General features: G+C 68.8%; 24 protein-coding genes. 18 read left to right on the top strand and 6 right to left on the bottom strand.

Annotated features, from left to right (window positions below; genetic code table 11):
* Positions 1–2: 2 nt before the first annotated feature.
* The 4 genes from P8T65_RS46775 to P8T65_RS46790 all read right to left on the bottom strand — a co-directional run bounded on the left by P8T65_RS46775 (position 3) and on the right by P8T65_RS46790 (position 3,244).
* Complete coding sequence (locus P8T65_RS46775; protein ID WP_316732053.1) at positions 3–455, bottom strand: hypothetical protein; 453 nt, start codon at positions 453–455, stop codon at positions 3–5.
* Positions 456–503: 48 nt separating this feature from the next.
* Positions 504–2,459 carry an FtsK/SpoIIIE domain-containing protein gene (locus tag P8T65_RS46780; protein ID WP_316732054.1) on the bottom strand — a complete coding sequence of 652 codons (1,956 nt, stop codon included), beginning with the start codon at positions 2,457–2,459 and terminating at the stop codon, positions 504–506.
* A 216-nt stretch (positions 2,460–2,675) separates the two neighbouring features.
* Positions 2,676–3,017, bottom strand: coding sequence for a hypothetical protein (locus P8T65_RS46785; RefSeq protein WP_316732055.1), 342 nt, complete (start codon positions 3,015–3,017; stop codon positions 2,676–2,678).
* A complete protein-coding gene (locus P8T65_RS46790; protein WP_316732056.1) occupies positions 3,017–3,244 on the bottom strand; it encodes a hypothetical protein in 228 nt (75 codons plus the stop codon). Before P8T65_RS46790 ends, P8T65_RS46785 begins: the two co-directional genes overlap by 1 nt.
* Before the next feature lie 399 nt (positions 3,245–3,643).
* On the opposite strand from P8T65_RS46790, the gene P8T65_RS46795 reads away from it, so the two are divergent.
* From P8T65_RS46795 to cutA, 6 genes are all read left to right on the top strand, one after another.
* Positions 3,644–4,045 carry a hypothetical protein gene (locus tag P8T65_RS46795; RefSeq protein WP_316732057.1) on the top strand — a complete coding sequence of 134 codons (402 nt, stop codon included), beginning with the start codon at positions 3,644–3,646 and terminating at the stop codon, positions 4,043–4,045.
* The gene (locus P8T65_RS46800) at positions 4,042–5,112 is read left to right on the top strand and encodes a hypothetical protein (RefSeq protein ID WP_316732058.1); all 1,071 of its coding nucleotides are present in this window, start codon (positions 4,042–4,044) and stop codon (positions 5,110–5,112) included. The genes P8T65_RS46795 and P8T65_RS46800 overlap by 4 nt, the downstream gene beginning before the upstream one ends.
* Positions 5,113–5,549: 437 nt before the next feature.
* Entirely contained in the window at positions 5,550–6,824 is a 1,275-nt protein-coding gene (locus tag P8T65_RS46805; protein WP_316732059.1) for a hypothetical protein, read from the top strand.
* Between the two features lie 82 nt (positions 6,825–6,906).
* Positions 6,907–7,146: an antitoxin MazE7 gene (locus tag P8T65_RS46810; protein WP_316732060.1), complete on the top strand. Its 240-nt coding sequence runs from the start codon at positions 6,907–6,909 to the stop codon at positions 7,144–7,146.
* A 3-nt stretch (positions 7,147–7,149) separates the two neighbouring features.
* Positions 7,150–7,533, top strand: a complete 384-nt coding sequence (locus tag P8T65_RS46815) for a toxin Doc (protein WP_316732061.1) — start codon at positions 7,150–7,152, stop codon at positions 7,531–7,533.
* A gap of 463 nt (positions 7,534–7,996) precedes the next feature.
* Positions 7,997–8,332: a divalent-cation tolerance protein CutA gene (cutA, locus tag P8T65_RS46820; protein WP_316732062.1), complete on the top strand. Its 336-nt coding sequence runs from the start codon at positions 7,997–7,999 to the stop codon at positions 8,330–8,332.
* Positions 8,333–8,335: 3 nt separating this feature from the next.
* Here cutA and P8T65_RS46825 read toward each other — a convergent pair whose 3' ends face one another.
* Positions 8,336–9,577 carry a helix-turn-helix transcriptional regulator gene (locus tag P8T65_RS46825; RefSeq protein ID WP_316732063.1) on the bottom strand — a complete coding sequence of 414 codons (1,242 nt, stop codon included), beginning with the start codon at positions 9,575–9,577 and terminating at the stop codon, positions 8,336–8,338.
* Positions 9,578–9,804: 227 nt separating this feature from the next.
* Between P8T65_RS46825 and P8T65_RS46830 the strand changes: the two genes are divergently transcribed.
* The 8 genes from P8T65_RS46830 (at position 9,805) to murF (ending at position 16,699) form a co-directional block, all read left to right on the top strand.
* Entirely contained in the window at positions 9,805–10,422 is a 618-nt protein-coding gene (locus tag P8T65_RS46830; protein WP_316732064.1) for a hypothetical protein, read from the top strand.
* 175 nt (positions 10,423–10,597) lie between these two features.
* Entirely contained in the window at positions 10,598–11,179 is a 582-nt protein-coding gene (locus P8T65_RS46835) for a hypothetical protein (protein ID WP_316732065.1), read from the top strand.
* A complete protein-coding gene (locus P8T65_RS46840; protein ID WP_316732066.1) occupies positions 11,176–12,168 on the top strand; it encodes a hypothetical protein in 993 nt (330 codons plus the stop codon). Before P8T65_RS46835 ends, P8T65_RS46840 begins: the two co-directional genes overlap by 4 nt.
* Entirely contained in the window at positions 12,165–12,365 is a 201-nt protein-coding gene (locus P8T65_RS46845; RefSeq protein WP_316732067.1) for a hypothetical protein, read from the top strand. The genes P8T65_RS46840 and P8T65_RS46845 overlap by 4 nt, the downstream gene beginning before the upstream one ends.
* A 243-nt stretch (positions 12,366–12,608) precedes the next feature.
* On the top strand, positions 12,609–13,583 hold the full coding sequence (locus P8T65_RS46850) for a D-alanine--D-alanine ligase (RefSeq protein ID WP_316732068.1): 975 nt from the start codon (positions 12,609–12,611) through the stop codon (positions 13,581–13,583).
* 58 nt (positions 13,584–13,641) lie between these two features.
* Positions 13,642–14,595, top strand: a complete 954-nt coding sequence (locus P8T65_RS46855; protein WP_316732070.1) for a pyridoxal-phosphate dependent enzyme — start codon at positions 13,642–13,644, stop codon at positions 14,593–14,595.
* A 31-nt stretch (positions 14,596–14,626) separates the two neighbouring features.
* Positions 14,627–15,286, top strand: a complete 660-nt coding sequence (locus tag P8T65_RS46860) for a C39 family peptidase (protein ID WP_316732071.1) — start codon at positions 14,627–14,629, stop codon at positions 15,284–15,286.
* A gap of 24 nt (positions 15,287–15,310) precedes the next feature.
* Positions 15,311–16,699, top strand: coding sequence for a UDP-N-acetylmuramoyl-tripeptide--D-alanyl-D-alanine ligase (gene murF / locus P8T65_RS46865; protein WP_399103548.1), 1,389 nt, complete (start codon positions 15,311–15,313; stop codon positions 16,697–16,699).
* Here murF and murC read toward each other — a convergent pair.
* Positions 16,696–18,153 carry a Mur ligase domain-containing protein gene (gene murC, locus P8T65_RS46870; protein WP_316732073.1) on the bottom strand — a complete coding sequence of 486 codons (1,458 nt, stop codon included), beginning with the start codon at positions 18,151–18,153 and terminating at the stop codon, positions 16,696–16,698. The genes murF and murC overlap by 4 nt on opposite strands.
* Before the next feature lie 679 nt (positions 18,154–18,832).
* On the opposite strand from murC, the gene P8T65_RS46875 reads away from it, so the two are divergent.
* Genes P8T65_RS46875 through P8T65_RS46890 form a run of 4 tightly spaced genes read left to right on the top strand, consistent with a single transcriptional unit; the run spans position 18,833 to position 22,280 of the window.
* On the top strand, positions 18,833–19,213 hold the full coding sequence (locus P8T65_RS46875; RefSeq protein ID WP_316732074.1) for a hypothetical protein: 381 nt from the start codon (positions 18,833–18,835) through the stop codon (positions 19,211–19,213).
* Positions 19,214–19,267: 54 nt separating this feature from the next.
* The gene (locus P8T65_RS46880; RefSeq protein WP_316732075.1) at positions 19,268–19,633 is read left to right on the top strand and encodes a hypothetical protein; all 366 of its coding nucleotides are present in this window, start codon (positions 19,268–19,270) and stop codon (positions 19,631–19,633) included.
* Positions 19,633–22,071, top strand: coding sequence for a phage portal protein (locus tag P8T65_RS46885; protein ID WP_316732076.1), 2,439 nt, complete (start codon positions 19,633–19,635; stop codon positions 22,069–22,071). The genes P8T65_RS46880 and P8T65_RS46885 overlap by 1 nt, the downstream gene beginning before the upstream one ends.
* Positions 22,068–22,280, top strand: coding sequence for a hypothetical protein (locus P8T65_RS46890; protein WP_316732077.1), 213 nt, complete (start codon positions 22,068–22,070; stop codon positions 22,278–22,280). Before P8T65_RS46885 ends, P8T65_RS46890 begins: the two co-directional genes overlap by 4 nt.
* Positions 22,281–22,299: the final 19 nt, after the last annotated feature.

The following is a 22,299-nucleotide window of genomic DNA, read 5'->3' on the forward strand; positions in this document are numbered from 1 at the left end:
GGCTACTTGATCGGGTGGGCGTCGAGCCAGTCCGCCAGGTCGTGCGCCGACCCGAACACCTTCGGCCGGTTGGTGCCGTAGGCCTCGGCGCCCTGGTCCTCGCCGACGGCCAGGCCCTCCTCCATCGTGTCGATGAGGTTGTAGGCCTCGGTCCAGAACTCCGGGCCGACACTCTTCTCGGCGTTCATCGCCTTACGCAGGTCACGAGCCGAGTCCACGATGGTGTTCATCTTGTCCCAGCACGTTCCGGCTTCCTTCGTGCACACGTCGTCGAGGTACGCGGTTGCGGCGACGTCCTTGAAGGCCTTCGAGGCCTCGCTGAAGCTGGGTGCCTTCGCTGACGCGGCCGCCGGCTTCTTCGCGTCGGCATCCGCATCTCCCCCGCACCCGGACACTCCTACTGCGGCCACGACGGCGAACGTGATGCTCGCGGCGGCCCCCCACCCCTTGATCATGCGCAGATCATGCCACGGCCCCGCCGGGGCGGGGCCGTGGTGAGTTATTCAGCCGCTGACGGTGGCTGAATCGCTGCGCTGGTCCGCGGCCGCGACTTTCGCGACGTGGCGGGGTGCAGTGATCCAGACCTGCGAGCGGTCGCGGGTTCCAGACTGCGCAATGTGTCCCTTGCTGGCCCACACCTGCAGAGTGTCGCTGATGCCCCCGCGAGAGGACACGCCGTCCGGCTGGAGCGCCTGCAGCTCCTTGATGGTGATGCCGCGGCTCCCTGCCTTCTCCATGGCCTGCCACAGCTCGTGACGGTTGTCGGGAACCTCGCTGCCGTCCGGGAACGTGGGCACGGCGCGCAGGACCGGCCGACCGCCACCCGGCCCGGACGGCGGAGTTGGGGGCGTGGGCGGCTTCGGCGGGGTCGGGTCGTCGTCCGGCTCGGGCTCGATCGCCGGGTGCGCTCGGGCCTCCACCTCGATAGCGTCGAGCGCGTACCGGTGGGTCATCGCTCCGATGTCGTCCGAGGTCATCAGGTAGCCGCGCGACTCCACGGGCTCCTGGTTCTCCCGGTCCCAGCGCAGGAACTTGCCCGGCGCGTCCAGCTCACCGAGCGTCCAGCCGTCGCCATGAGCGCCGGGGCCGAAGATGAGGTTCGCGGTCGTCGACTCCTTGGCGCCCAGGCCGAGGCGCACCTGGTACTGCTGACGGCCGTCCGTGGATCCGCCGAACACCTTGTTGGACGGCGACTGCGTCGCGCAGACCAGAGTGATGCCGACGAACCGCGCGATCTGCAGGAGAGACTCAACGAGCTTGGCGGCTGCGGGCACCTGCCGCACGAGCTCGGCCAGCTCGTCGATGAAGACGAACCAGGCGGGCCCGTGCTCGCCGGGCACCCACTTCTTGACCGGCCTGCCCAGCTTCTCGCTGAGATCGCCCAGATACTTGCCGCGCCGCTGGACCTCCGCCCGGATCACCTTGAGCAGCTGCATGGCGCGGCTGGGGCTGTCGGCCAGGCCAAGGGCGCAGTTCCGCCACGGGCCCAGCTCGACCGCGCCCGGCTTGAGGTCGATGAGCATGACCTCGGCGTCCCGGCAGGCTACCGCCCAGGCGATGAGCACGTTGAGCAGGCCCGACTTGCCGCTGTCGGTCGCCCCGCCGATGAGGACGTGGTTGTAGAGCATGGCGATCCGGACGAGTTCGCCGTAGGCATCGACGCCGAGCTCCGCCGGCTCCAGGCACGTCGACGTCGCCGGGCCGGGCCACGGGATCGGCTCGGCGAGCGGGTCGGTCTCGTACAGGGTGACGATCAGCTCGTTGTCGTGCTCGCCCCGGGACAGGCGCACCCGACCGGGCAGCCCCAGGTTGTTGGCGAACTGCTCCTTGGCCGCGATGACCTTCTGCGGGGCGGTGTGGCGGCCGGCGGGCAGCTCGACCGTCGCGCGCCATCCGAAAGGCGTGTAGTCGAGCGACGTCACGTTCACCTCGGCCACGGACAGCATGGCGACGAGGGCCTTGACGAGCTTGGTCTCCTCGCGGGTGGCGCCGGTCAGGCTCGGCCCCTCGGTGTTCGTGCCGAGACCAGCGGCGGTGACTCCGGCCTTTGCTGCCTTCACCTGCAGGGACATGCGCTCGTTGCGCTGCTTCGTCAGCCACGGCCCGTAGACGGCGTACGCGGCACCTCCGGTGACGGTGGCCGCGATCAGGGACGGGACGGACGGGCCCAGGGCGGCCCCGACCCAGGTGTTCGCCAGGACGACGGTGCCGCCCGCGCCCGCGCTGGCGATGCCCTTGTGCTTGGCGGTGAGGCCCTTCCAGCCGAGCGCGGCCGCGCCCAGGGTGGCGAGGCCGTAGGCGGCGTGCTCCTGCCAGGTGACTCCGGTGACGTGATGCCACCAGGACATGGCGGTCAGGCCGAGATCGGCGGCCGCCGGGGCGAGTTCGAAGCGGCGGCGGAAGGTGTAGCGGGCAACGGCGATACCCGTCGCACGGGCACGCCCCAGGGACGGGGACATGGAGGCCTCCGGGAAGTGACGTGACGGGAAGTGAGCGCAAAACCCCAGGTCGGGGGCGCTTCACGTCACGTCAGCGGCAGCTTGGAGGCCGTCGGGACGTCGGTCGGGTAGATCGTGCTGTGCAGCATCGCGGGCTCCCAGTCGTGTGTACGGCCGGGGGCGGGTTCGCTGTGTCCCACTCCGGCCAACAACCCCGTAGGGCTGTGGTGTTGATGATCAGGGTAGCGCGGCAGCCGCAACGAGAGGGCGTGTGAGTTCCGGCACCAGGTGCTCAAGGAACGCTTCCTCCAGCGTTCCGAGGGTCGGCGCGGGGCTGGTCGACCAGCCGCAGGCACACACCGCCGTGACACCACCCTCATCCGGGTAGCGGCGGGTCACCGGCCGGTGGCGGTCCCAGGCGTAGCTGTGGTCGGGGCAGACGTAGAGCGCGCCGGCTCCCGGCCCGGGGACCCCTCTCCAGCCGTTGGGCCAGGGCTGCGCCCAGTCGAAAACTGCGGGGCAGGCGGGTACGAGGCAGCCGCGCAGGACCACGGCGTCGAGGTGCTGCAGCGGGGCCATCACGCTGCAGCCGCGAGCAGCGGCACGAGTTCGACATCGGCCAGCTTCTCCCGGTACGCGCGGCGGCGGGCACGGTGAACGGCCCGGCGCGCGAGGCACAGTTCGCCGGGGCCGACGAGGCATTCGGGGCAGGCCACGCCGAAAGCACCGTGCCGGTACAAGCGCAGGGTCTCGTACAGCCCGTCCAGGACTGGGTCGGGGATGTTGCTGGCCGTGGGCAGCGGCAAGGGATGCTCCGGATGATGTGGCGTCCTGGCAAGGGCTGGGCCGATCCCGCTGACACGGGTGTTCCGCCCGGGGCCTGATGGCCTTCACCTCTTGGAGACGTGCCAGAGCGGCCAGGTATTACAGCTCTCGAAACTCGGTCGAGGAGGGATGTAACGCGGCGGGTCCGTCTGTCGTCGTTGTGGTGAAGGGGGCGGCCGCAGGGCGCCCTGCGGTGGTACTCGGGCACGTGCCCGACCGGAAGGCACGGGAGCCGAGGAGCTGTGAGTCATGGGACGGCGAAGCCGGAATCGTCGCGGTATCCGCTACACAGTGAATGCTTTCGGGCCGAATATCGGAAGCTGCTCGGGTTCACCATGCAGAAATTTCGGCTGGCGGAGTCGGATGCCGAGGATATCGTCATGAAGCTGGCTGAGGAGTCCTGTAAGCACGAATTCACGGACGTTGAGGGAGTCCGGAAATTCTTCTGGAGCCGGATCATCGCCCGCGGCATCGACTTCCTCCGGGCCCGGAAGCGGATGGCCGACCTCCTGCAGGCGGCGGCCGCCGCGGTGGGGTGCGCACCGGACGAGCGGGGCGGAGACCCGGCGGCCTCCGTACCCGATCGCCTCTTCGCCCTGGAGCTACTGGCCCAACTGCCGGACAAGGAACGGGAGTACGCGGCAACGATCCTGGCGGGCCTGACGCCCGAGGAGTTGGCGGAGCAGCTCGGGATCAAGCCAGGTGCGGAACGGGTGCGTCGGCACCGCCTCACCGAAAAGATCAAGACCCTCGCCACGGAGAGCCGGGAGGCGCAGCGATGACCAACGAACAGAGTCCCGACTTCACCCCCGCCACGCCGTCCGAGGATGTTCGTCTCATGCAGTTCGGAATTCACCCCGACGACCTTATTGCCAGCGATTTTGACGACGATCCGCATTCACTGACGCTCGCCGTCCTACGTGAAGCAGCAGAACATTTCAGCAGCCCGTTCGAGCCCGCAGACGTGACCGACGAGGAAATCAAGGAGAAGGCGGCTTCTATCTTCGGCGAGGAATTCTCCGAAGTTCCCGCAGAGATCGAAGAGCCTGAAGAAGAGAGTAGCCCCGACCCCAATGCCACCTCGGGGACTTATTGGTTCACCCCCTTCGAATTCTCCCTGCGCCTGCCGCCGTTGCGTGTTCTGAGCGCGCAAGATGACGCGACGGCGTTTTGGTTCTTCCCCGAGCATGGTGATCGAGAGCCAACGCACCGAAAGCTGCGCAGCCCCGCAGCCTCCTGGTGGCTTGGGCTGTCAATCCCGCACCTGCTGACCGAACGAAGGGAACGCCTGGCTGCTGAACTCGACGTCCGCTCGACGCGCTGGCTTACTGCGATGCAGGGACCGAGCATCCAAGTCGAGGGGCTGAGCGAGCAGCACTCGTTCGTGCTGGCACTGCCGCAGCGACTCGATGCCACCTGGGTTACCTGCAGGCACTGCTCCTGCGAGCAACCTTCCTGCTCCGGCAAGTTGCCGCGGAGTACGTCGGAAACCCTGCTGGTGCTGCTTGATTCCATCCCAGCGCGCACCACCGCAGTCGCCCCCTGGAAGCAGCGCAGTGCGGCGGCCGGCGAGTACCGGTGGCGAAGCCAGGACAGGCTTCGCAGGTGGCTTGAGGAGGTGACAGAGCATCTGAGTGAGCGCAGGGGAGTAACGCGCAACGATGTAGGAGCAGTGCTCTGGCTAGCCGACCCACGGTCACCATCCAACTCCCCTGGCGCCGCTGTGCTGGTCCCTGTCCCTGAGTGGCTGCAGCCTGCCCGAGACCACTTGCCGCAACTTTCACAGCTTTGGGACTCCACGCTACGAACTCATCTTGCACGCGAAATAAACGATGCTTGCAGGCAATGACTGCGCAGCAATTAACCCGCCAAATGTGGTTCGGGAGGTTCGCAGATTAGTAAGTAAAACTAGAGCGTGCCGTAGACGGCACGCTATTCGGCATGTCGGCGTGCATTTCCCTCGCGGGATCGGGCGCGACGCGCGCGCCCAGGCCAGCACGGCGGCCGCCGGGGCGGCCAATCCCCCAAAGTTCGCTAATCCTAGTGAACCACCTGAAAAGCGACCGACAGAACGGGCCTCACGGGGGCCGATCGCGGATGCCTGCGGGTGATCGGGTCACCGGAGCCCCGAAAGGCCGCCAGCGGGGCGTACGGCGCCGCCCGGCTCCCCTACTCCCCCGGCCGGGCTAGCATCATGCGCTTAGGCTCGCCTTACCTCCTATTCGTGGAAGAATACGAGGTAGTGAGGGGCAGTCAGGGAAACCGACAGATGCCAGGGGAGCCGGCGTGACGACAGCGACGGAAGCGACCGACCCGGACGACATCGTCTATGGCGAGATCGTCGACGACGAGGTCCCCGCGCACCTTCCGGACCGCGCCGCAGACGAGCCCGCCGCACCCCGCTACCGAGTCACCCGGAACACCATCCTGGGGCCGGGGGAACTGCCACCGCGCGTCGAAGAGCATTCCGGGTTCACCGAGGATGACTTCCGAGTCTCCGAGCGCACCCGCGAGCGTCTGCGCCGCGCCGCGGGCGGCCGCTCCCGCAACACCCGGATCAACCGCGACTCCACGCGGAACCGTTTCCAAGCCTGGTGTGAAGCCAACGGGCGGATTGCTCAGCCCTCCACCACCGCAGCACACATCGCCGAGTACATCGGCACCCTGATGGACACCGGTCAGCCGAACGGGACCCCCTACAGCCCGGACACCCTGCTGGCCTACCTGTCCCGCATCCTCACCTGGTACCCCAAGGGCGAACGCCCGGACGGCTCGAAGATCCGCGACATCATCGAGGACTACCGCGACCTGGAGTACCCGGCCGGGCTGAGCGACCAGGCCGCCGCGCTCACCCTGGAGCACCTGCTGCCGGTGCTCCACGCCATCGACGAGTCCACCCGCATCGGACGGCGGGACGCGGCCGCGCTCGTCGTCGGCTACCGGCTGCTGCTGCGCGGCATCGAGATCGCTGACCTGCCCAACGCCGACCTACGCCCGGTTCTCACCGGCCCGCGGCCCGGGGTATGGGTCCGGGTTGCCAAGACCAAGACCACCAACGCGAAGACCGCTGCGTGGCGCTTCTACGCCGACCGCGACGACCTGCGCTTCGCCGGCCGCGTCGCCGCCTGGAAAGCCGACCTCGCCGAGCTCGGCGCGGACGCCCCTCACCTGCCCTTCCTGCGCGCCCTGACCAAGAAAGGAGACCTCCAGCTCGGCCGTGCCCACGCCACCGTCCGAGGCCTGCGTCTGTCCGGGCGCACCATCAACACGATCATCCAGACCCGGGCGGCCGCTGCCGGAAAGGAGATCATCGGCGGGCTGCCGGTGCGCTCGCACTCGCTGCGAGTGGGCGCCAACAACGACCTCAAGCGCGGCGGAGTCTCCAGGACCCGCCGCAACGAAGAGGGACGCTGGTCCCCGGACTCCCAGCTCACCGACACCACGTACAGCCGCGCGGACGCCCTGGCTGGCGCCCAGCAGGACGACGTGTTCGAGGCCGTGCCGCTGTACGGGCAGTGGCCGACGCCTGAGACGCCGTCCCACACTCCGCCGCGGGCCTGACAGATGAACGGGAAACGTCAGGGTCAGGGCCATATTTTCAGGTAGGTGGTCCCGGTGTGGTCTCAGACGGCATACTCGATGCATGGCTGGCATCGAGATCGACGACACCACCGCAGACGAGCTGCAGGCCCTGGCCGACGCGGCGGGGCTGCCGCTGGATACCTACCTTGCGCAGGTGGCCCAGGAGAAGCGGCACGAGCGTGCGCTGAACGAGGGTGCGGCGATCTTCCGGCAGGTCACCAGCGACCCGGAGACGATCGCCGCGTTCGACGCCGAATACGGGGCCCCCGCGCCGGCCCACACGGCACCGCGGGCGGCCTGACCTGTGCCTGGCGAGTACTACGTCGACTACCGGTGGTTCCTGGAACGTCAGGCTGAGCTGCTGGACGACCTCGCGGTCAACGACTACTCCGTCTTCGTCGGCCTGGCCGCCCGGCACAAGGTCGACCCGCCCCGCCATGACCAGCACCACCCGGATGCCTTCTGGCGGGCGGCCGTGATGCTGGAGGAGTGCGTTGTCCTCCGCCCCCTGCCCACTCGCAACGAGCTGTACGGCTTCGGCTTGGCCGTGGCGTACCTGGGGATGCACGGGGTGCGGGTAAACACGAAGTTCGAGGCGTGGCGCGAACTGATCGCCGACATCACCGCTCTGCGGCTTGACTCGTTCACCATCGCCGAGCGGCTGCGCTCCCTGCGTATTCCTGATTGATCGCGCTGCGCTCAACGCGGGTCTCCTGTACGGAGGTTCCGTCACGGTGAAGGGCGGTCTCCGGAAGTACCCGGAGACCCGGAAGCGCGGGAACCGAATGCGGCCGGGATCGCTCAACGAACGGCTCCAGCTCCTTGCCGAGCAGGTCGGCGTGCCCTTCATCGACGGCAAGAAGGTCCGCTCTCACTCCTGGCGGGCCGGGGCGAATACCGACATGGCCGAGCGGGGCGTGCCACTCTCGGAACGGAACAAGGCTGGCCGGTGTGCGGACGGTTCCCACACTGCGGACACCGTCCATGGCCGGCGCCACGGCGTAGGCACCCGCGACCCACTCAACGCGGTCCCTCTGTACGGCGGCCCGGCCCACGCCTCCGTTGCGCAAGCCCGTGAGCCACGGGCCGTCAACACGGACCTCGAAGACGCTGGGTAGTGTCGTGACACACCTATCTGGAAGGGCAGTTGAATGGCCAGCGACGTCGTAATTGCTCAGACGACCATCGACAACGAGGAGAAGGCGCAGGCCCTCGCGAACGGTGCTGTGGGGAAACGATTGGCGGCGTGCGCCCATATCGACCAGCCGTTCACTGCGGTGTACCGATGGAAGGGCGCCATCGAAACGGCCCGGGAGTGGCGGATCTCGTACAAGACGACCACAGAGCGGCTGCCAGAGTTGGAAGCCTGGGTGTCCAGGAACCACGGCTACGAGGTTCCTGAGTGGATCACCCTCCCGGTGACCGGTGGGTCTGCGGCCTACCTGGCGTGGGTCGCAGAAGAGACCACACCGCAGTCCCCGGAGTAAGCCTTAAGCGGCGAACTGCTGCAAGTGCCGCGCGAGTTCGCGCTCACGTTCCGGAAGCTGGGAAGCGACGGCCTGGGCGCGGGCTCGCCCCATGGTGGTGGGACGGACCTCGGTAGCCGCGGCGAACTGGCGTGACACGTAGACGCCTTGGTCGATGTCGCCACCGCGCAGCAGCGCAGTTGCCAAGTCGCCCAGCACGACAACTCCGGCTTCCGGCAGTTCCCTGCCCAGCCGGCCCACTGCGTGGTCAGCAGTCTCAGTTAGCTCCTGCCGCCCGAGTAACCCGTACACCGACAACGCCAGGGAATCCATCCGGTAGGGAGTCATGAAGCGCACCCACGCCTGCTCGCTGGTGTGATCGGCGAAGTCGTACGCGAAGCGGGCGCGGTCCAGCGCGCGGAGGGCGTTGGCCTCGTCGCCAGCATTCGCCGCTTCTTCCGCAAGCCGACCATAGATCCAGGCGGCAGCAGCGGCGTTACCCGGGCCGCGAACATGCTGGGCGGCCTCGGCCAACACCTTCGCGGCCTTCTCTGGGCTGGCCGGTCCGTAGCTTGCATAAGCCCGTGCCAGCGCCCACAGCGGGGGGTGGCCGGCAGCTTTCGCGCAGTCCATGGTGACCTCGTAGTACGAACGCGCTCGCTCATCGTCGCCCAAGTCCCACGCGACCCATCCCGCCAGGGCGGCCGTTTCGCCAGCTGCGACCGTCAGTACCCGTTCGTGCTCACCAGCGCGCGGCAGCGCCGCCGTAATCGCGTCTAGGTGTCCCTCTACTTCGTTTTGTAGTTGGAGCGCAGTCAGGTTGCCCTCGCGTACGTGCAGGGCACCTGCACGATCAACGAGGCTAGCAGCCCCTTCTGAGTCGATCTTCCTGCCCTTGGTCAGGGCGTGTGCGAGGCGTTCCCATGGCTCGGCAGCGGCGGCTGCGCCAACGACGGCACCTCCAAGTAGCGTGCGGCGTTTCACGTCGTCCTGTTCCTCCTCTTGGCGGCGGGCATGCCTCCGTCGCGCGCGGGCGGCTGCGGCCTCCCGTTGTAGGAACTCAGGGGGTATGCCGCATGCCACCGCGATGTACACGAGCGTGTGGTTCGTTGGGATGTTCCGGCCGGTTTCGTAGCGGTTGATCTCACGCCGGGTCATGGTTTCCCGGCCCGAGGCAGTATTGATCGCGTCTGCCTGCTCGTCCTGCGTTCGGCCAGCACCTTTCCGCAGTCGAACCAGTAGCTCGGCGAACTCGTCTGTTGCCATGAGTGTGACCTCGTCGTCGTGTGGATACCAATCATGGCCGCAACTTCCCCCGCCAGTTTCCCCCTTGACAAGTTTTTCCCCCTCGGATTTCCCCTGGCAGATGACTCGGGCCCGCGAAACGGTGAAGCCATCACCACGATCCGCGAGGCACTCGCTCCTGAGCGCTGCTGCCCTCCGGCCTAGTCGAGAGTGCGTATCCGAGCACAGCCGTGGACCAGGGAGTCCTCATGCCCCACCCCAGAGATCCAGAATCCGTCAGCCCTGTCGAGGTACGGCAGGCGAAGGCAGCGTCCGGTGTGCTGGTGCACGCGCCCCGCGACCGCGCGTTCGCGGCCAGTACGTGGCTCCTGGCGGCAGCACAGGATGCGTCCCAGGCCCAGGCGGCCTGGCGGGAGCGGGACGGGATCGCGCTCCTGCGCTGCGGCGGCCTCTTCGGCGCGGTTCGCATCTCGGCTGACCTGGTACGCGCCGCCGCGGCCACCGAGAACACGCGGGAGGTCGACGGGTTCCTTGCGGAGGCGCTACCCGGCGCTCCGGTATTCATGGACCAGTACGCCCAGCGGTACTACGTGCTCGTGCCGGTGAGCACCGGCAGGCGCCCGGAGTGGTTGGCCTCCCGTCGGCCTCTGAGAGCGGAGTTCCTCGGCCGCGGCTGTTTCCTCGGCGTGCCGCGGCCCGATGTCACCGAGCCGGAGAGCACGCGCTGTTACTGGTGCGTGCCGATGGACGGCCCTGGCACCCTTGCCGTCCCGGATGCGGTGTCCCAGCTCGTCTCGGTCGGCCGATCCAGGCTGGCGACAGCCGATGGAACCGGAAGCATCCCGCCATCGGCCTTCCGCGCATAGACCGGCGTCGGCCCCGCGTATCCATCCCCACACGGCCGCGCGGTCGACGCCTTCCACCTCCACCCCGTACCGCGAGAGAGACATGTCCCGACTCCTCACCCCCCTCACCTACAAAGGTCTCCCCGTCCCCAGCATCGCCGCGTGGAGCGCTGAGGCTTTACCGCAGCCCGCCCTCGTGATCTCCAAAGACGGCATTGCATTCGAAGACAGTGTCGGCCACAACGGCTACACCCTGGGCCGTGACGCGGCCGGGGTGCTGTGGCAGCGGTGGGCGCTGCGCCAAGGCGACGGTACGACCGACTTCCGCACGGTCCACGGGCCGCGCCAAAGGCGCGCGATGCGCAAGCAGCTGTGCCAGGTGTGTGGCGGCCCCTCGGACGAGAACGAGCAGGGGCGGCTGTACCTGCTGGAGGACTACCGGGGCGTGGAGAACTGGCCCGAGCGGGAGGTCACGACGCATCCGCCGCTGTGCCGCCCGTGCGTGCCCCTGGCCGTGCAGCTGTGCCCGCATTTGAGGGGCAAGGTCGCAGCTGTCCGAGCCCGCCGGGTGTCCGGCGACGGCGTGCACGGCATGGTCTACCAGCGCGGGGAGAACGGTGCCCCGGTCGAGTCCACGGTGAAGGTGGTATTCCACGGCGACTGGCGCATGAAGTGGATGCTCGGCGGCCAGCTGGCCGCCACCCTCGAAGACGTCACGGTCGTGGACCTGGACGATCTGCTGGTGGGCCCGGCCGTGAGAGAGGCGGCGGACGCATGACGTCACCCGGCCGTACGCCCGTCATCGTTGAGGCCCCCGAGAACACCCCGGCGCGTCGTGGGCTGCTCCTGTCGGCCGCCGGGCTCTTGGCCCTCGCTTCCGGTACGGCGCTGTCGACTGGAGTAACGCGGGTCGTGCAGGCCGCGCCGGACGTGCTGCCCGAGTGGGTCCGGTTCGGCAGCGCGCTGATCGTGACGCTCTGGCTTGCCGGGCTGATCATGGCCCGAACCACCGCGCACTCGCAGCGGCAGCGCATACCGCGGCTGCTCGGGTTCGGTCTGAGCAGCCTCTTCTTCCTCTACACCACGGCTCCGGCCTCCACCACGCTGGCCCAGCACCTGGGCAACGCCGTGTACGGGTGCACGCTGGCGTGGCTGGCCGTCGAGGTGTGCCGCGCCCACGGGGTCCGGCTGCGCCACGGCTTCCCCCTCGCGGACGGCGGGCAGCGCCGCCGGACCTGGATGGTCACGTCGCTGTCCTACCTGATCTGCGCGATCTGGAGCTTCCTGTTCACCCACACAGTGGCCGGCCTGCGAGCTGTCGGCATCAACGAGGCACTGATCGTGGGGTTGGACCAGCGTTCCGCCATCGGCGTGGCATCGGTCGTGGACGGCGTTCTCGCTTTCACCGCGACCGTGGCGATCGAGGACGTCGTGATCGTCGCCGCAGCCGTCACGCTGCTGTCCGCCGCCCGGCGCCCGGCCTGGCAGATCTACGCCGTGGTCTGTCTCGTCGAGATCGCCCTCCACGCGTACATGGGCGCGGTCGCCCTCGCTATCGCCTTCTACGCGGGGGGCCGTGTCTGGCTGTACCGGCGCTTCGGGGGCGTCGTCCCCCTGGTGATCGGGCACCTCGTGCTCAACCTTCTCGTGCTCGTCAACTGGGCCGCCCCGGCGAGCCTCTCGAAGTTGCTCAGTGCGATCGTGGCCGCCGCGTCCGTCTACGGCGCCAGTCGGCTGTGGAGCCGGCAGGGGGGAGAGAAGACGTGACTTTGCGCACCGGGCCGAGATGGGTCATCGGCGACTGCTGGCTCGGATGCCGGGGGACGGGCGTGTGGGTGACCTGGCTCGGCCCGGTGCAGTGGGAGGGCCAGCACGCTCCGCTCATGACGTGCGCGCCGTGTCTCGACCGTCTCAAAGCCCAGGCGCTCGCCTACTTCATGACACCGCGGGAGCTCTCCGCCTGACCTCCCGGTACCGCCACCAGCAGACGTCAGGCGGGTCCAGCTGATGCACAGACGTCCGTCTCCTGCAACTCCCCCCCGGCATGGGCAGGAGACGGACCCTGCCCTCCGGCCCGCTCGTTGTCGCTCGACGCGAGCAGGCCGGAGGGTGCCCCTCACGAATCCGCTCAGCGCCCCAACGAGGAGCGGCGAGCGGCAATATGCCCTTCCACTCCGCACCACTGACCACTGGAATACGGAGACGCCATGCTCATCCCCCCTCTCGACCCCACCGAGCACAGATCAACGGTCGTAGTGATCACCGGAGGATGGTCCCGTGAACGGGACCGCGCTCTACTGTCCGGCCGGACCGTATGTGAAGCCCTGGACGAGATGGGAGTCAAGACACGCGTCATCGACCTCTCCGGGCCGTGGGAAGACATGCTCGACAGTCTGGCCGAGGGCGAGAAGGCCTTCCTTGCCATAGCAGGTCGAGGTGCGGAAGACGGCCGTCTTCAAGGACTTCTGGAGACGTTGGGCGTCCCCTATACCGGCTCGGGGGTCTTGGCTTCCGCTGTCGGCATGAACAAGGTCCACGCCAAGACGCTGGTGTCGGCTGCCGGCGTTCGGGTCCCCGTCGGAACCCGGATTGAGCCAAGGGTTCTCCCCGACGGCGAGACGGCCCGCATCATCAGCGCGCTGGGGCTCCCTGCGATCCTGAAGCCGGTCAGCGAAGGAGGTTCGATCGGCATTCAGGTCGTCACGTCGATGGAGAGCCTCACCTCCGCGCTTACGCACATCGGCGACGAAGAAATGATGGCCGAGGCGTTCCACCCCGGCCGGGCCGTCAGCATCGGGGTCCTGGAGGACCGTGCCGGAGCGGTGCACGTCCTGCCCCCGCTGGAGGCCGTGACGCCGAACGGCATCTACTCGTACGCCGCGAAGCGCGGCACCGCTGACTGCGATTACTACTGCCCGGCACGCGTCAGCCCCACCACGCTCGACGACCTGAGGTGCCAGGCGGTCGCCGCTCACCGTGCTCTGCACTGCCACTCGTACTCGCGGCACGACTTCGTCGTCGGCGATGACGGCCTGGCCTGGTGGCTGGAGGTCAACACCCTGCCGGGCCTGTCGAGGAACGGGAACCTTGCCCGCATGGCACAGGCTGAGGGGATTTCGTACGAGCAGTTGTTGACCCACATCCTGCGCGGCGCGGACGTCGACCGCCGCGCCCGGCCGTAAGGCGGCGGCTGTGCTCTCGATCCACCACGTCCTGAATGCAGCCGATACGCTGCGCGAGGTGGCCTCGCGCACGCCCATGCTGACGTCGGGGGCCCTCAACGAACAGCTCGGCCGTCGCGTGTGGGTGAAGGCCGAGAACCAGCAGGTGACCGGTAGTTTCAAGTTCCGCGGCGCGTACAACGCGCTGGCCGCCCTCGCCCCACAGGACCGTAGCCGGGGCGTCATCGGCGCGTCCTCCGGGAACCACGCCACCGCCCTCGCCCGAGCGGCACAGCTCTTCGAGGTGCCGGCCGTGGTCGTCGTCCCAGACGACATTCCCGAGGTGAAGCGGCAAGCCATCACGAACCTCGGCGCCCGGGTCCTCTCGTACGACCGGCGCTCCGGACGCCGTGACGCCATGGTCCACCAACTCGCCTACGAGAACGGGTTGGTGATCGTGCCGTCGGCGAACCACGAGCGGGTCATCGCCGGTGCGGGAACGGTCGGCTGGGAGATGCTCGAAGAGATTCCGACCCTGACAACGCTCCTCGTCCCGGTCGGAGGTGGCGGGCTCGCGGCTGGCACCGCAGTCGCGGCCGCCGGGCACGACCCGAGCGTCAAGGTCATCGGAGTTGAGCCGGCCTCGGCCGACGACACGCTCCGCTCCCTGAGCGTGGGGCGGCTCATCCCCATCCCGCCGCCCGTGACCATCGCCGACGGCCTGGGACACTCCGAGCCTGCCCGCATCCCCTTCGAGATCAATCGGCGCCTTCTTGCCGACCTCGTCACCGTTCCCGAGGAGGCGATAGCCGCGGCGATGGCGTACCTCTTCCGCTACTTCCGGCTCGTTGTCGAACCGTCTGGAGCTGTCGCCTTCGCGGGCCTCCTCCAATCCCTCGATCGTCTTCCCTCGGGCCCCGTCGGCGTCGTCGTTTCCGGCGGCAACGTCGACTGGGGCATCTACAGAGCCCAGCTCGACCACGCGATGACCAGAATGGAGACACCGGCTCATGCCGCCGCCTTGCTGCACTGACCCGTCGACACCCAGCCCCCTCCACGACCCGGTGGGGATTGTCACTCAGTACGCCACCGCCGACCTCATCGGCCGCATCGCCTACGAGGGGCACGACCCGGGCGACGATCCCGCCTGGAAGACGACCGGCGCACCCTCCCAGAGCCTCTACGCCCGCTGGTGTCGGCACATGTGCGGAATGGCCTGCCTGCGCATGGTCCTGCTGCACCAGAAGGGCTACTCGCTCAACCTGTTCAGCTTGCTCGCGGGTGCGCGCCACTACGGCGCGTACGTACGGACGGGCACCGACATCAAGGGCCTGTTCTACGCGCCGTTCGTCGACTACGTAGAACAGACGCACGGTGTTCCCGCAGCCGTGCACGGCCACCTCGACCTGGACGGCCTCCTCGCCCTTCTGGACACCGGCCACATGGTGATGGCGTCCGTCTCCAAGGAGATCCGCCGGCCTGAAGCGGACCCGGAGCGCAAGGGCGGGCATCTCGTCCTCGCCATCGGCCACCAAGACGGAAAGATCCACTTCCGGAACCCCAGCGGCCACACCCCGGAGTCCCTCACCGCGGCGTTGTCGCCGGACCGCTTCGCCGCCTTCTTCGGCGGCAGAGGCATCTCGCTGGACCCACGCCGCTCCGTACGACGCAGGGCTGCCCCGGCCACCGCGGTCCGCCCGGTAGCGTCTCGACCATCCGCCTGAGCAGGGAGAACTACGTTGCATCCGATGTCCTTGACCACCATCGCCGAAGTCGTCGGCGGCCGTCTCGCCGACGTTCTCGACCCTGAAGCGCAGATCACCCACCCCGCCGTCTTCGACTCCCGCGAAGCCGTCGAAGGGGCGCTGTTCATCGCCCTCCAGGGCCGGAACCTTGACGGACACGCCTACGCCGAGGCAGCCGTCAACAAGGGCGCCACGGCAGCCCTGGTCACCCGGCCCGTCGGCGTTCCCGCGATCGTCGTTGACGACGTACTCGCCGCGTTCGGAATCCTCGGCCGCTACCTCCTCAACGGCGTGCTCGGCCGCGCCCAGGTCGTGGCGATCACCGGCTCGGCCGGCAAGACGAGCACGAAGGACTTCATCGCTCAGGTGCTTCCCGGCAACGTCGTTGCCACGCCCCAGTCCTTCAACAACGAGATCGGCCTCCCGCTGACCATCACCATGGCCGACGAGAGCACCAGCTACCTGGTCCTGGAGATGGGCGCACGCCACATCGGAGACATCCGCGACCTCACCCTCATCGCACAGCCGGACATCAGCGTCGTCACCAACGTCGGGACCGCGCACGTTGGCGAGTTCGGTGGCCGCGAGAACATCGCCACGGCCAAGGGCGAGATCGTGGAAGCACTCCTCAAGGGAGGGCTGGCCGTCCTCAACGCCGACGACGACTTCGTGCGGGAGATGCAGAACCGCACCAAGGGCCGCGTCGTCACCTACGGTCTCAGTGAGGACGCCGTCGTCCGCGCCGTTGACGTCACGACCGACGAGCAGGGACGCGCCTCCTACAGCCTCGTTACCCCCGAAGGCTCCGCATCGGTCCAGCTTCAACTCATCGGCGAGGTGCAGGTTCACAACAGCCTCGCGGCGGCCGTAGTCGGCCGTGAAGCCGGACTCAGTGTCGACGAGATCGCCGCCCGCCTGTCCGGAGCCCAAACCCGCTCCAGGTGGCGGATGGAGAGCCACGTCCGAGCGGACGGCGTGACGATCGTCAACGACGCCTACAACGCCAACCCCACCTCGATGCGCCACTCCCTGAACGCCCTGGCTGCCATGACCGGGGGCCGCGACCAGCGCTCCGTGGCCGTTCTCGGCCGTATGAACGAACTCGGCGAGGACACGCGCACCGCGCACGAGGAGATCGGGCAGTACGCCGCCGAACTCGACCTGGACCAGATCATCCTGGTGGGAGGGGACGAAGCCGGATGGATGCAGGGGGGCGTGAGCAAGGCCGGCGGAAAGGCCGTTCACCTGCCCGACCAGGACACCGCCCTGGACCTGCTCCACAAGATCCTCCGGCCCGGCGACGTCGTCCTGGTCAAGGCAAGCCGAGGGGTCCAGTTGCAGGAACTCGCCGACCGGCTCCTGCAACTGGACCCCAGTTCCGCGGAGGCTTAGGCGGCTGCGGGATCCAGCTCGCCGAGCTCGGCCTGCAGAACCTGACCCGACTCCACGATGTCGCCCGGCCCCATCAGCACGACCACGTCACCGGGCCGAGCCAGGTGGGCCGCACACGCCGCGGCTTCGGCCCGGTCCAGCACCTGGTGCCGGGCACTGCCGCCCTCCTTGTTGATCCGGGCGGACAGGATCCTGAGCGTCGCGGGGTTGACGCCACTGGTGCTGTCCGTCAGGACCACCTCGTCGCATCCGGCCAGCGCCTTCGCGAAGTCGACGTCGAACGCGTCGAGCCGCGACTGGCCGGACGGCTGGAACACCGTGACCACCCGGCCGCCCGAACCGACAAGGGAGCGCGCGGCCGCGAGGTCCGCGCTCACCTCGTCGGGGTGGTGGGCGAAGGAGTCGTAGACCCGCACCCCGGCCGACTCTCCGGCCGAGGTCATGCGACGCGCCACCCCGTCGAAGTACAGCAGCTGCTCCACGGCCTGGTCGCAGTCCTGGCCCAGGGCGTGGAGCGTGGCGAGGGCCGCGGCCGCGTTGAGGAGCTGGTGGGCGCCCGGCACCCGCAGCGCCAGGTCGAAGTCCCGGCCCCCCGGCCCGCGCAGCACCGCCTTGCTGCGTCCGCCTTCGCTGGACACGTCGACCAGCCGCCAGCCCGCGGCCGACGACATGCCGAAGGTGATCACCCGCGGCCCGTCGCCGGCCATCGCCAGCCTGGAAGCCAGTTCGCGGGCGCCGGGCGAGTCGGCGTCCAGCACCAGGGTGCCGTCCTTGTGCAGCCCGCCCCGGACGCACTTCTCGTAGGCGTCGACGTGGTCGATCGCCTCACCGTAGGTCTCGGGGTGGTCGAACCCGATGTTGGTGATCACCGCCACCCGCATGGCCATGCCGACGTGCGTGTGGTCCGACTCGTCGACCTCCGCCACGAAGAAGCCGGTCGTCCCGCCGTCGCGTCCACCGCTCCCCGGGGTTTCGAGGTCGGCGCCGATGACGTACGACGGGTTCTGTTCCATGCGGGCGAGCGTGAACGCCAGCATGCCTGTCGTGCCCGACTTGCCGTGCGTCCCCATCACGGCGATCGGCGTGCGGTGGGTGGCCATCAGCGAGTTCAGCGCCCTCGACCGGTGCATGACGGGGATGCCGAGGCTCCGTGCTTCGCGGATCTCCGGGTTGTCCTCACCGACCGCATGGGTGAACACGACCGCGGTCGCGTCCGCCGGAACGTTCTCGGCGGCGTGGCCGCTGTGCACGGAAGCACCCAGGCGAACCAGTGGCTTCAGCCCTTCCGAGGTCCGGTTGTCGCTGCCGGACACGGTGAATCCCCGCTCGGCGCACACACGGGCCACCGGCAGCATCCCACTGCCGCCGATGCCGACGAAGTGCACGCGGCTCAGGTCGACCGACCCGTCCTCCGGTACGTCCTCAGCGATGCGCGGGACTGCGGTTTCTGCCATGAAACTGCCTCCTCCAAGGCGGCCCCAGCCGCCTCAACTGGCAATGCGCGCCCTCCTGTTGGGCGCACGGCAACCGTCCCGCGTAGCACCTCGCACCGTCTACGACCTGCAGTGTTGCGAATGCATTCGCAACAGGTCCACCCAAATCACACGCGTCCCATCACCTTCGGGGACCCCCTATGAGGGGGGCGCCGAACTACCCGCTCGCGCTCGCTCTGGCCGAAGCCGGATGGAACAACAGCGAGACGGCACGCCGTATCAACCGCCTGGCTCAGGAACGGGGTGTGTGTGGCGTCGCGGTTGACCGCTCTCGGGTAAGTCGATGGATTCGCTTCGGGGAGAAGCCCCGTTCCCCCGTCCCTGGGCTCCTCGCCGACCTGCTGACGACGGCGTTGGGCCGCCCGTATACGCCAGCCCTACTCGGAATCGGCCCCGCGCGGACTGTGCTCGTCTCCTTGGAGCCCCACGAGCATCGTGCTCTGGCTTCGAACGCGGCCGCAGCCAACATGCCAGTCGAGCGCTACGTCCAGACGCTCCTTCGCTCCGCGCTTTCCGGGGGCGGCTCCCCCGGGCCTGTTGCGCGTGAGAGGTTGACGTAACGGATCTGATCCCAGGCACGTCTCCAGAAGTGACCACGGCCTTGGAGCGGGCCCGGATTCCTCATGGGAGAGATCTGCACGTGACCGACGAGTCCTCGTCTCGTTCCGCTACCGCAACCAAGAACCCCCACACCTGGGTCGTCGCCGCCGAAATCGTCGTTGAGGAGGCCGTCGCCCGCGTCGCGGATTTCCGCGGCTCCTTCAAGACGAAGACCGAGCAGCGCGTCGACGCACTGGACACATACTGCAAGAACTGCCGCCGCCCCTTCGCGGACGTTTCCGGCTACGCCTGCGAAGCTCTCGTCGACAACCGCCACCTGATCGGCGGGGACCAGTCGGTGCGAGCGAAGCGCAAGCCGGCACCGACGCCGCCTCCTGGCGCCAAGCTCGTCAAGGGCGGCACCTACAGCCGCTATGGCCTCAAGGCGTACGTCGCCGGAGTCTCCCGCCCTCACATGTAGGGCGGGCCGCTGACCACGCGACGTTAAGCGGGAGGCGTTCCTAGCTTCCGCCGGGTGAACACGACACCCAAGGACATGCCCGGCCGTCACCGCGCCGGGGCGCGGCTCGCCCGCGAACTCGCCGGGCTGCTCCTGGTGGCCGCTGGGACGATCGGCCTCGTCACTGCCGCGTTCGCCGTCCACCGGCTGGTCGGCGCCGGCCTGGTCGCCGCCGTGCTGCTCGCGTTCGGCTCCTGGACGCTTTACCAGCGGCCCCGGCCCGGACGAGCGGCGTACAACGTCGGAGCCGTCAGCACCGTGGCGGGCGCAGTGCTCGCCCTGGCACTGATCTGGTCACTCTCCCCCGCCGGCGGCCTTGCCGCTGTGTCCGCCCTCGGTGTGGGCGCGGGCCTGTGGCTGACCTCGGGTGAGGTGCGCTGATGGCCGCCCGTCGATTCCTCCCCGCGCTGCGTTCGCTGCTGTCCAGCGGCCCCCCTCAACCGTCCGAGACGGAAACCAAAACGATCTCCTGGTCCGGAGGCGCGTACACGTCGACGATGTACGCCGGCACCGGGAACATCTGGGGCACAGAGGGGCGTGCCGACGGCTGGGACATGGACCGCGTCGTCACCGAGGGGTACGAGCGCGTCGTCTGGGTGTTCAAGGCCATCGACACCATCGGCAAGCACGCGTCACGCCTGCCCCTCGAACTGGGTCGTGGACTCACCGAGGAGGGCGAGTTCGAGGAGACGTTTCCCGACCACCCACTCCTGCGGCTGCTCAACGGGCAGGCGAATCCGCTTGAGACGGGACCGATGTTCCGCAAGCGGCTCTCGGCCCAGATCTTGCTCTCCAAGCGCGGAGCCTTCGTCGAGAAGACCCGCAGCCGGGCAGGCACCCTGACCCGGCTGGACCTGCTCCCCCCGGACCGCGTGCTGCCGATCCCGGACCCCAAGGGCGACTACCTCTCCCACTTCGAGTTCACGACTCGCGAGGGCGTTATCCGCGAACTGCCGCCCGAGCGGGTGCTGTGGATCCGCGACCCGCACCCCACCGACCCTTTCAGCGGCATCACTCCGCTGGAGGCTGCTGGCATCAGCGTCGACCTGGACCACCTGTCGCGGCTCTACAACGTGACGTTCATCAAGAACGACGCCCGCCCCGGTGGCGTAATCGCCGTCGACGCCACATCCCTCAACCCCCAGGAGATGGACCGGCTCGAGTCCCGGTTCCTGCCCGGATCCGAGTTCGCCGGCCACCTGTCGGTGATCGCTGCAGGGCCCGGCGGCATGAACTACGTCGACACCGCGGCGAAGCCGCGCGACATGAACTACGAGCACGCCTCCGCGAACGCGAAGTTGGAGATCCTCGCCGCGTTCGGCGTACCCGAGTCCGTCACCGGCAACGCGAGCGGCCGCACCTTCGACAACGCCGAGCAGGAAGAGCTCGGCTTCTGGCTGCACACCGAGCTCGGCCACCTGGAGCTCATCGCCAACGCGTTCGAGAAGGACGCAGGCGAAGAGATGCGGCTCCGCTACGACACGTCGACCGTCGAAGTGCTGGAACTCCCGCGCCGGAAGCGGCGAGCAGAAGCCCGCGAGGAGTGGAATGCCGGGCTCATCAGCATCGACGAATACCGCAAGCTCGCCGGGTTCTCCCCGTACGCCAACCCGCATACCCGTGCGCTGTGGATCTCCCCACAGAAGGCTCCCGTGCCGCTCGTGCCGGGCGACGCCGCTGCGCTGGGTATCTCCGGCGGCCCCGACCAGGGCAGTGGCCCGGGTGCAGGGCCCGGCCCGAACGCCCCGCAGCAGCCCGGCCAGCCGTCGGCGGAGGGCGCCGCGGCGCAGGCCGTGGCCGAAGCGCGCGGTGAGGCGCCCCAGCACTCCCCCGATGGAGCGCAGGGCCCGGCAGCCGCAGCCGTCGACGAGGCGCGCTCCACCCTGCCGAGCCCGCAGCCCGGCGCCGCTGCCGCAGCCGTCGACGAGGCGCGGACAGGCCTGGATGGGATACCCGAGGAAGGCCCCGCCGCGGCCGCCGTCGACGAGGCCCGCCGTATGGAGTCCAAGGCGCTGCCCATGGTCACCGAGTTCAGCGTGGGGGACGACGACTTCGACCAGGCCCGCAGTGCTGTCGAGGCTGCTCTCACCGCGCTGTTCGCCCGGCAGGAGGGAGTCATCGCCGCGCGGCTGCGGTCTCCCAAGGCGCGGAAGGGCACTCCCTACTGGCTGGACGACGGGCCGGCCGACACCCGCGGCGGCAGCAACCCCATGGACATGGGCAAGGTCGTGGGGGCAGAGAAGTGGCAGGACGAGGTCATCGCCACCCTCACGCCCGTCCTGACCCGCCTTGCGAGCGCGAGGGCTGCAGACGCCGCGGACGCGTTCGGGGGCAGCGTCGGCGGCGGGGCGTCGTCCGGCATCGGCGCTGCGGTGCTCACCGCGGCGACCGTCGCCGCCGACACCATGCTGGCCTTCCACCGGGCGCTGGAGTTGATACTCGACGAAGCGCAGCGGGCCGACACCCCCCTGGACGCCTTGGTCGGAACTGTCGGCGAGATGCTGCAGGGCGAGGAGTCGACGCACGTCATCGGCAGCATCGCTGAGTCGGCCGCCACCGCGACGGTGAACGGCGCCGTCGACGCCGTCGCAGCGGCCACGAGCCCCGGCATTCAGCGGACTTGGCAGACACGGCGCGATGACCGGGTACGTCCGGCTCACGCCGCTGCAGAGGGCCTGACGCTGCCGGTGAAGCAGCCCTTCGAGATGGAGGGCTGGCCGGTGCGCTTCCCCGGCGATCCGCTCGCCCCCCGCTCCCTCACCGCCAACTGCCGCTGCCGCCTGCGCTACCGCACCGCACCCGAAGGAGAAGCACCGTGAGCTGGATCGTCTGGATCCTGTGGACCTGCCTGTTCGCCCTGTTCGAGACCTGGGCACTGATCAACCGGAGAAAGGGCGACACCCTCAGCGAGAACACTCGGAAGCTCTTCCGCATCCGGACCTCCAAGACAGGTCGTGCGGCCTTCACCGTGGGGTGGCTCGGGTTCTCCGGATGGTTCCTGCTGCACATCCTCACCGAGACGATGTGACCGCCCGCGCGAGGACGCG

This window comes from Streptomyces sp. 11x1 (genome assembly GCF_032598905.1).
Taxonomy (GTDB): Bacteria; Actinomycetota; Actinomycetes; order Streptomycetales; family Streptomycetaceae; genus Streptomyces.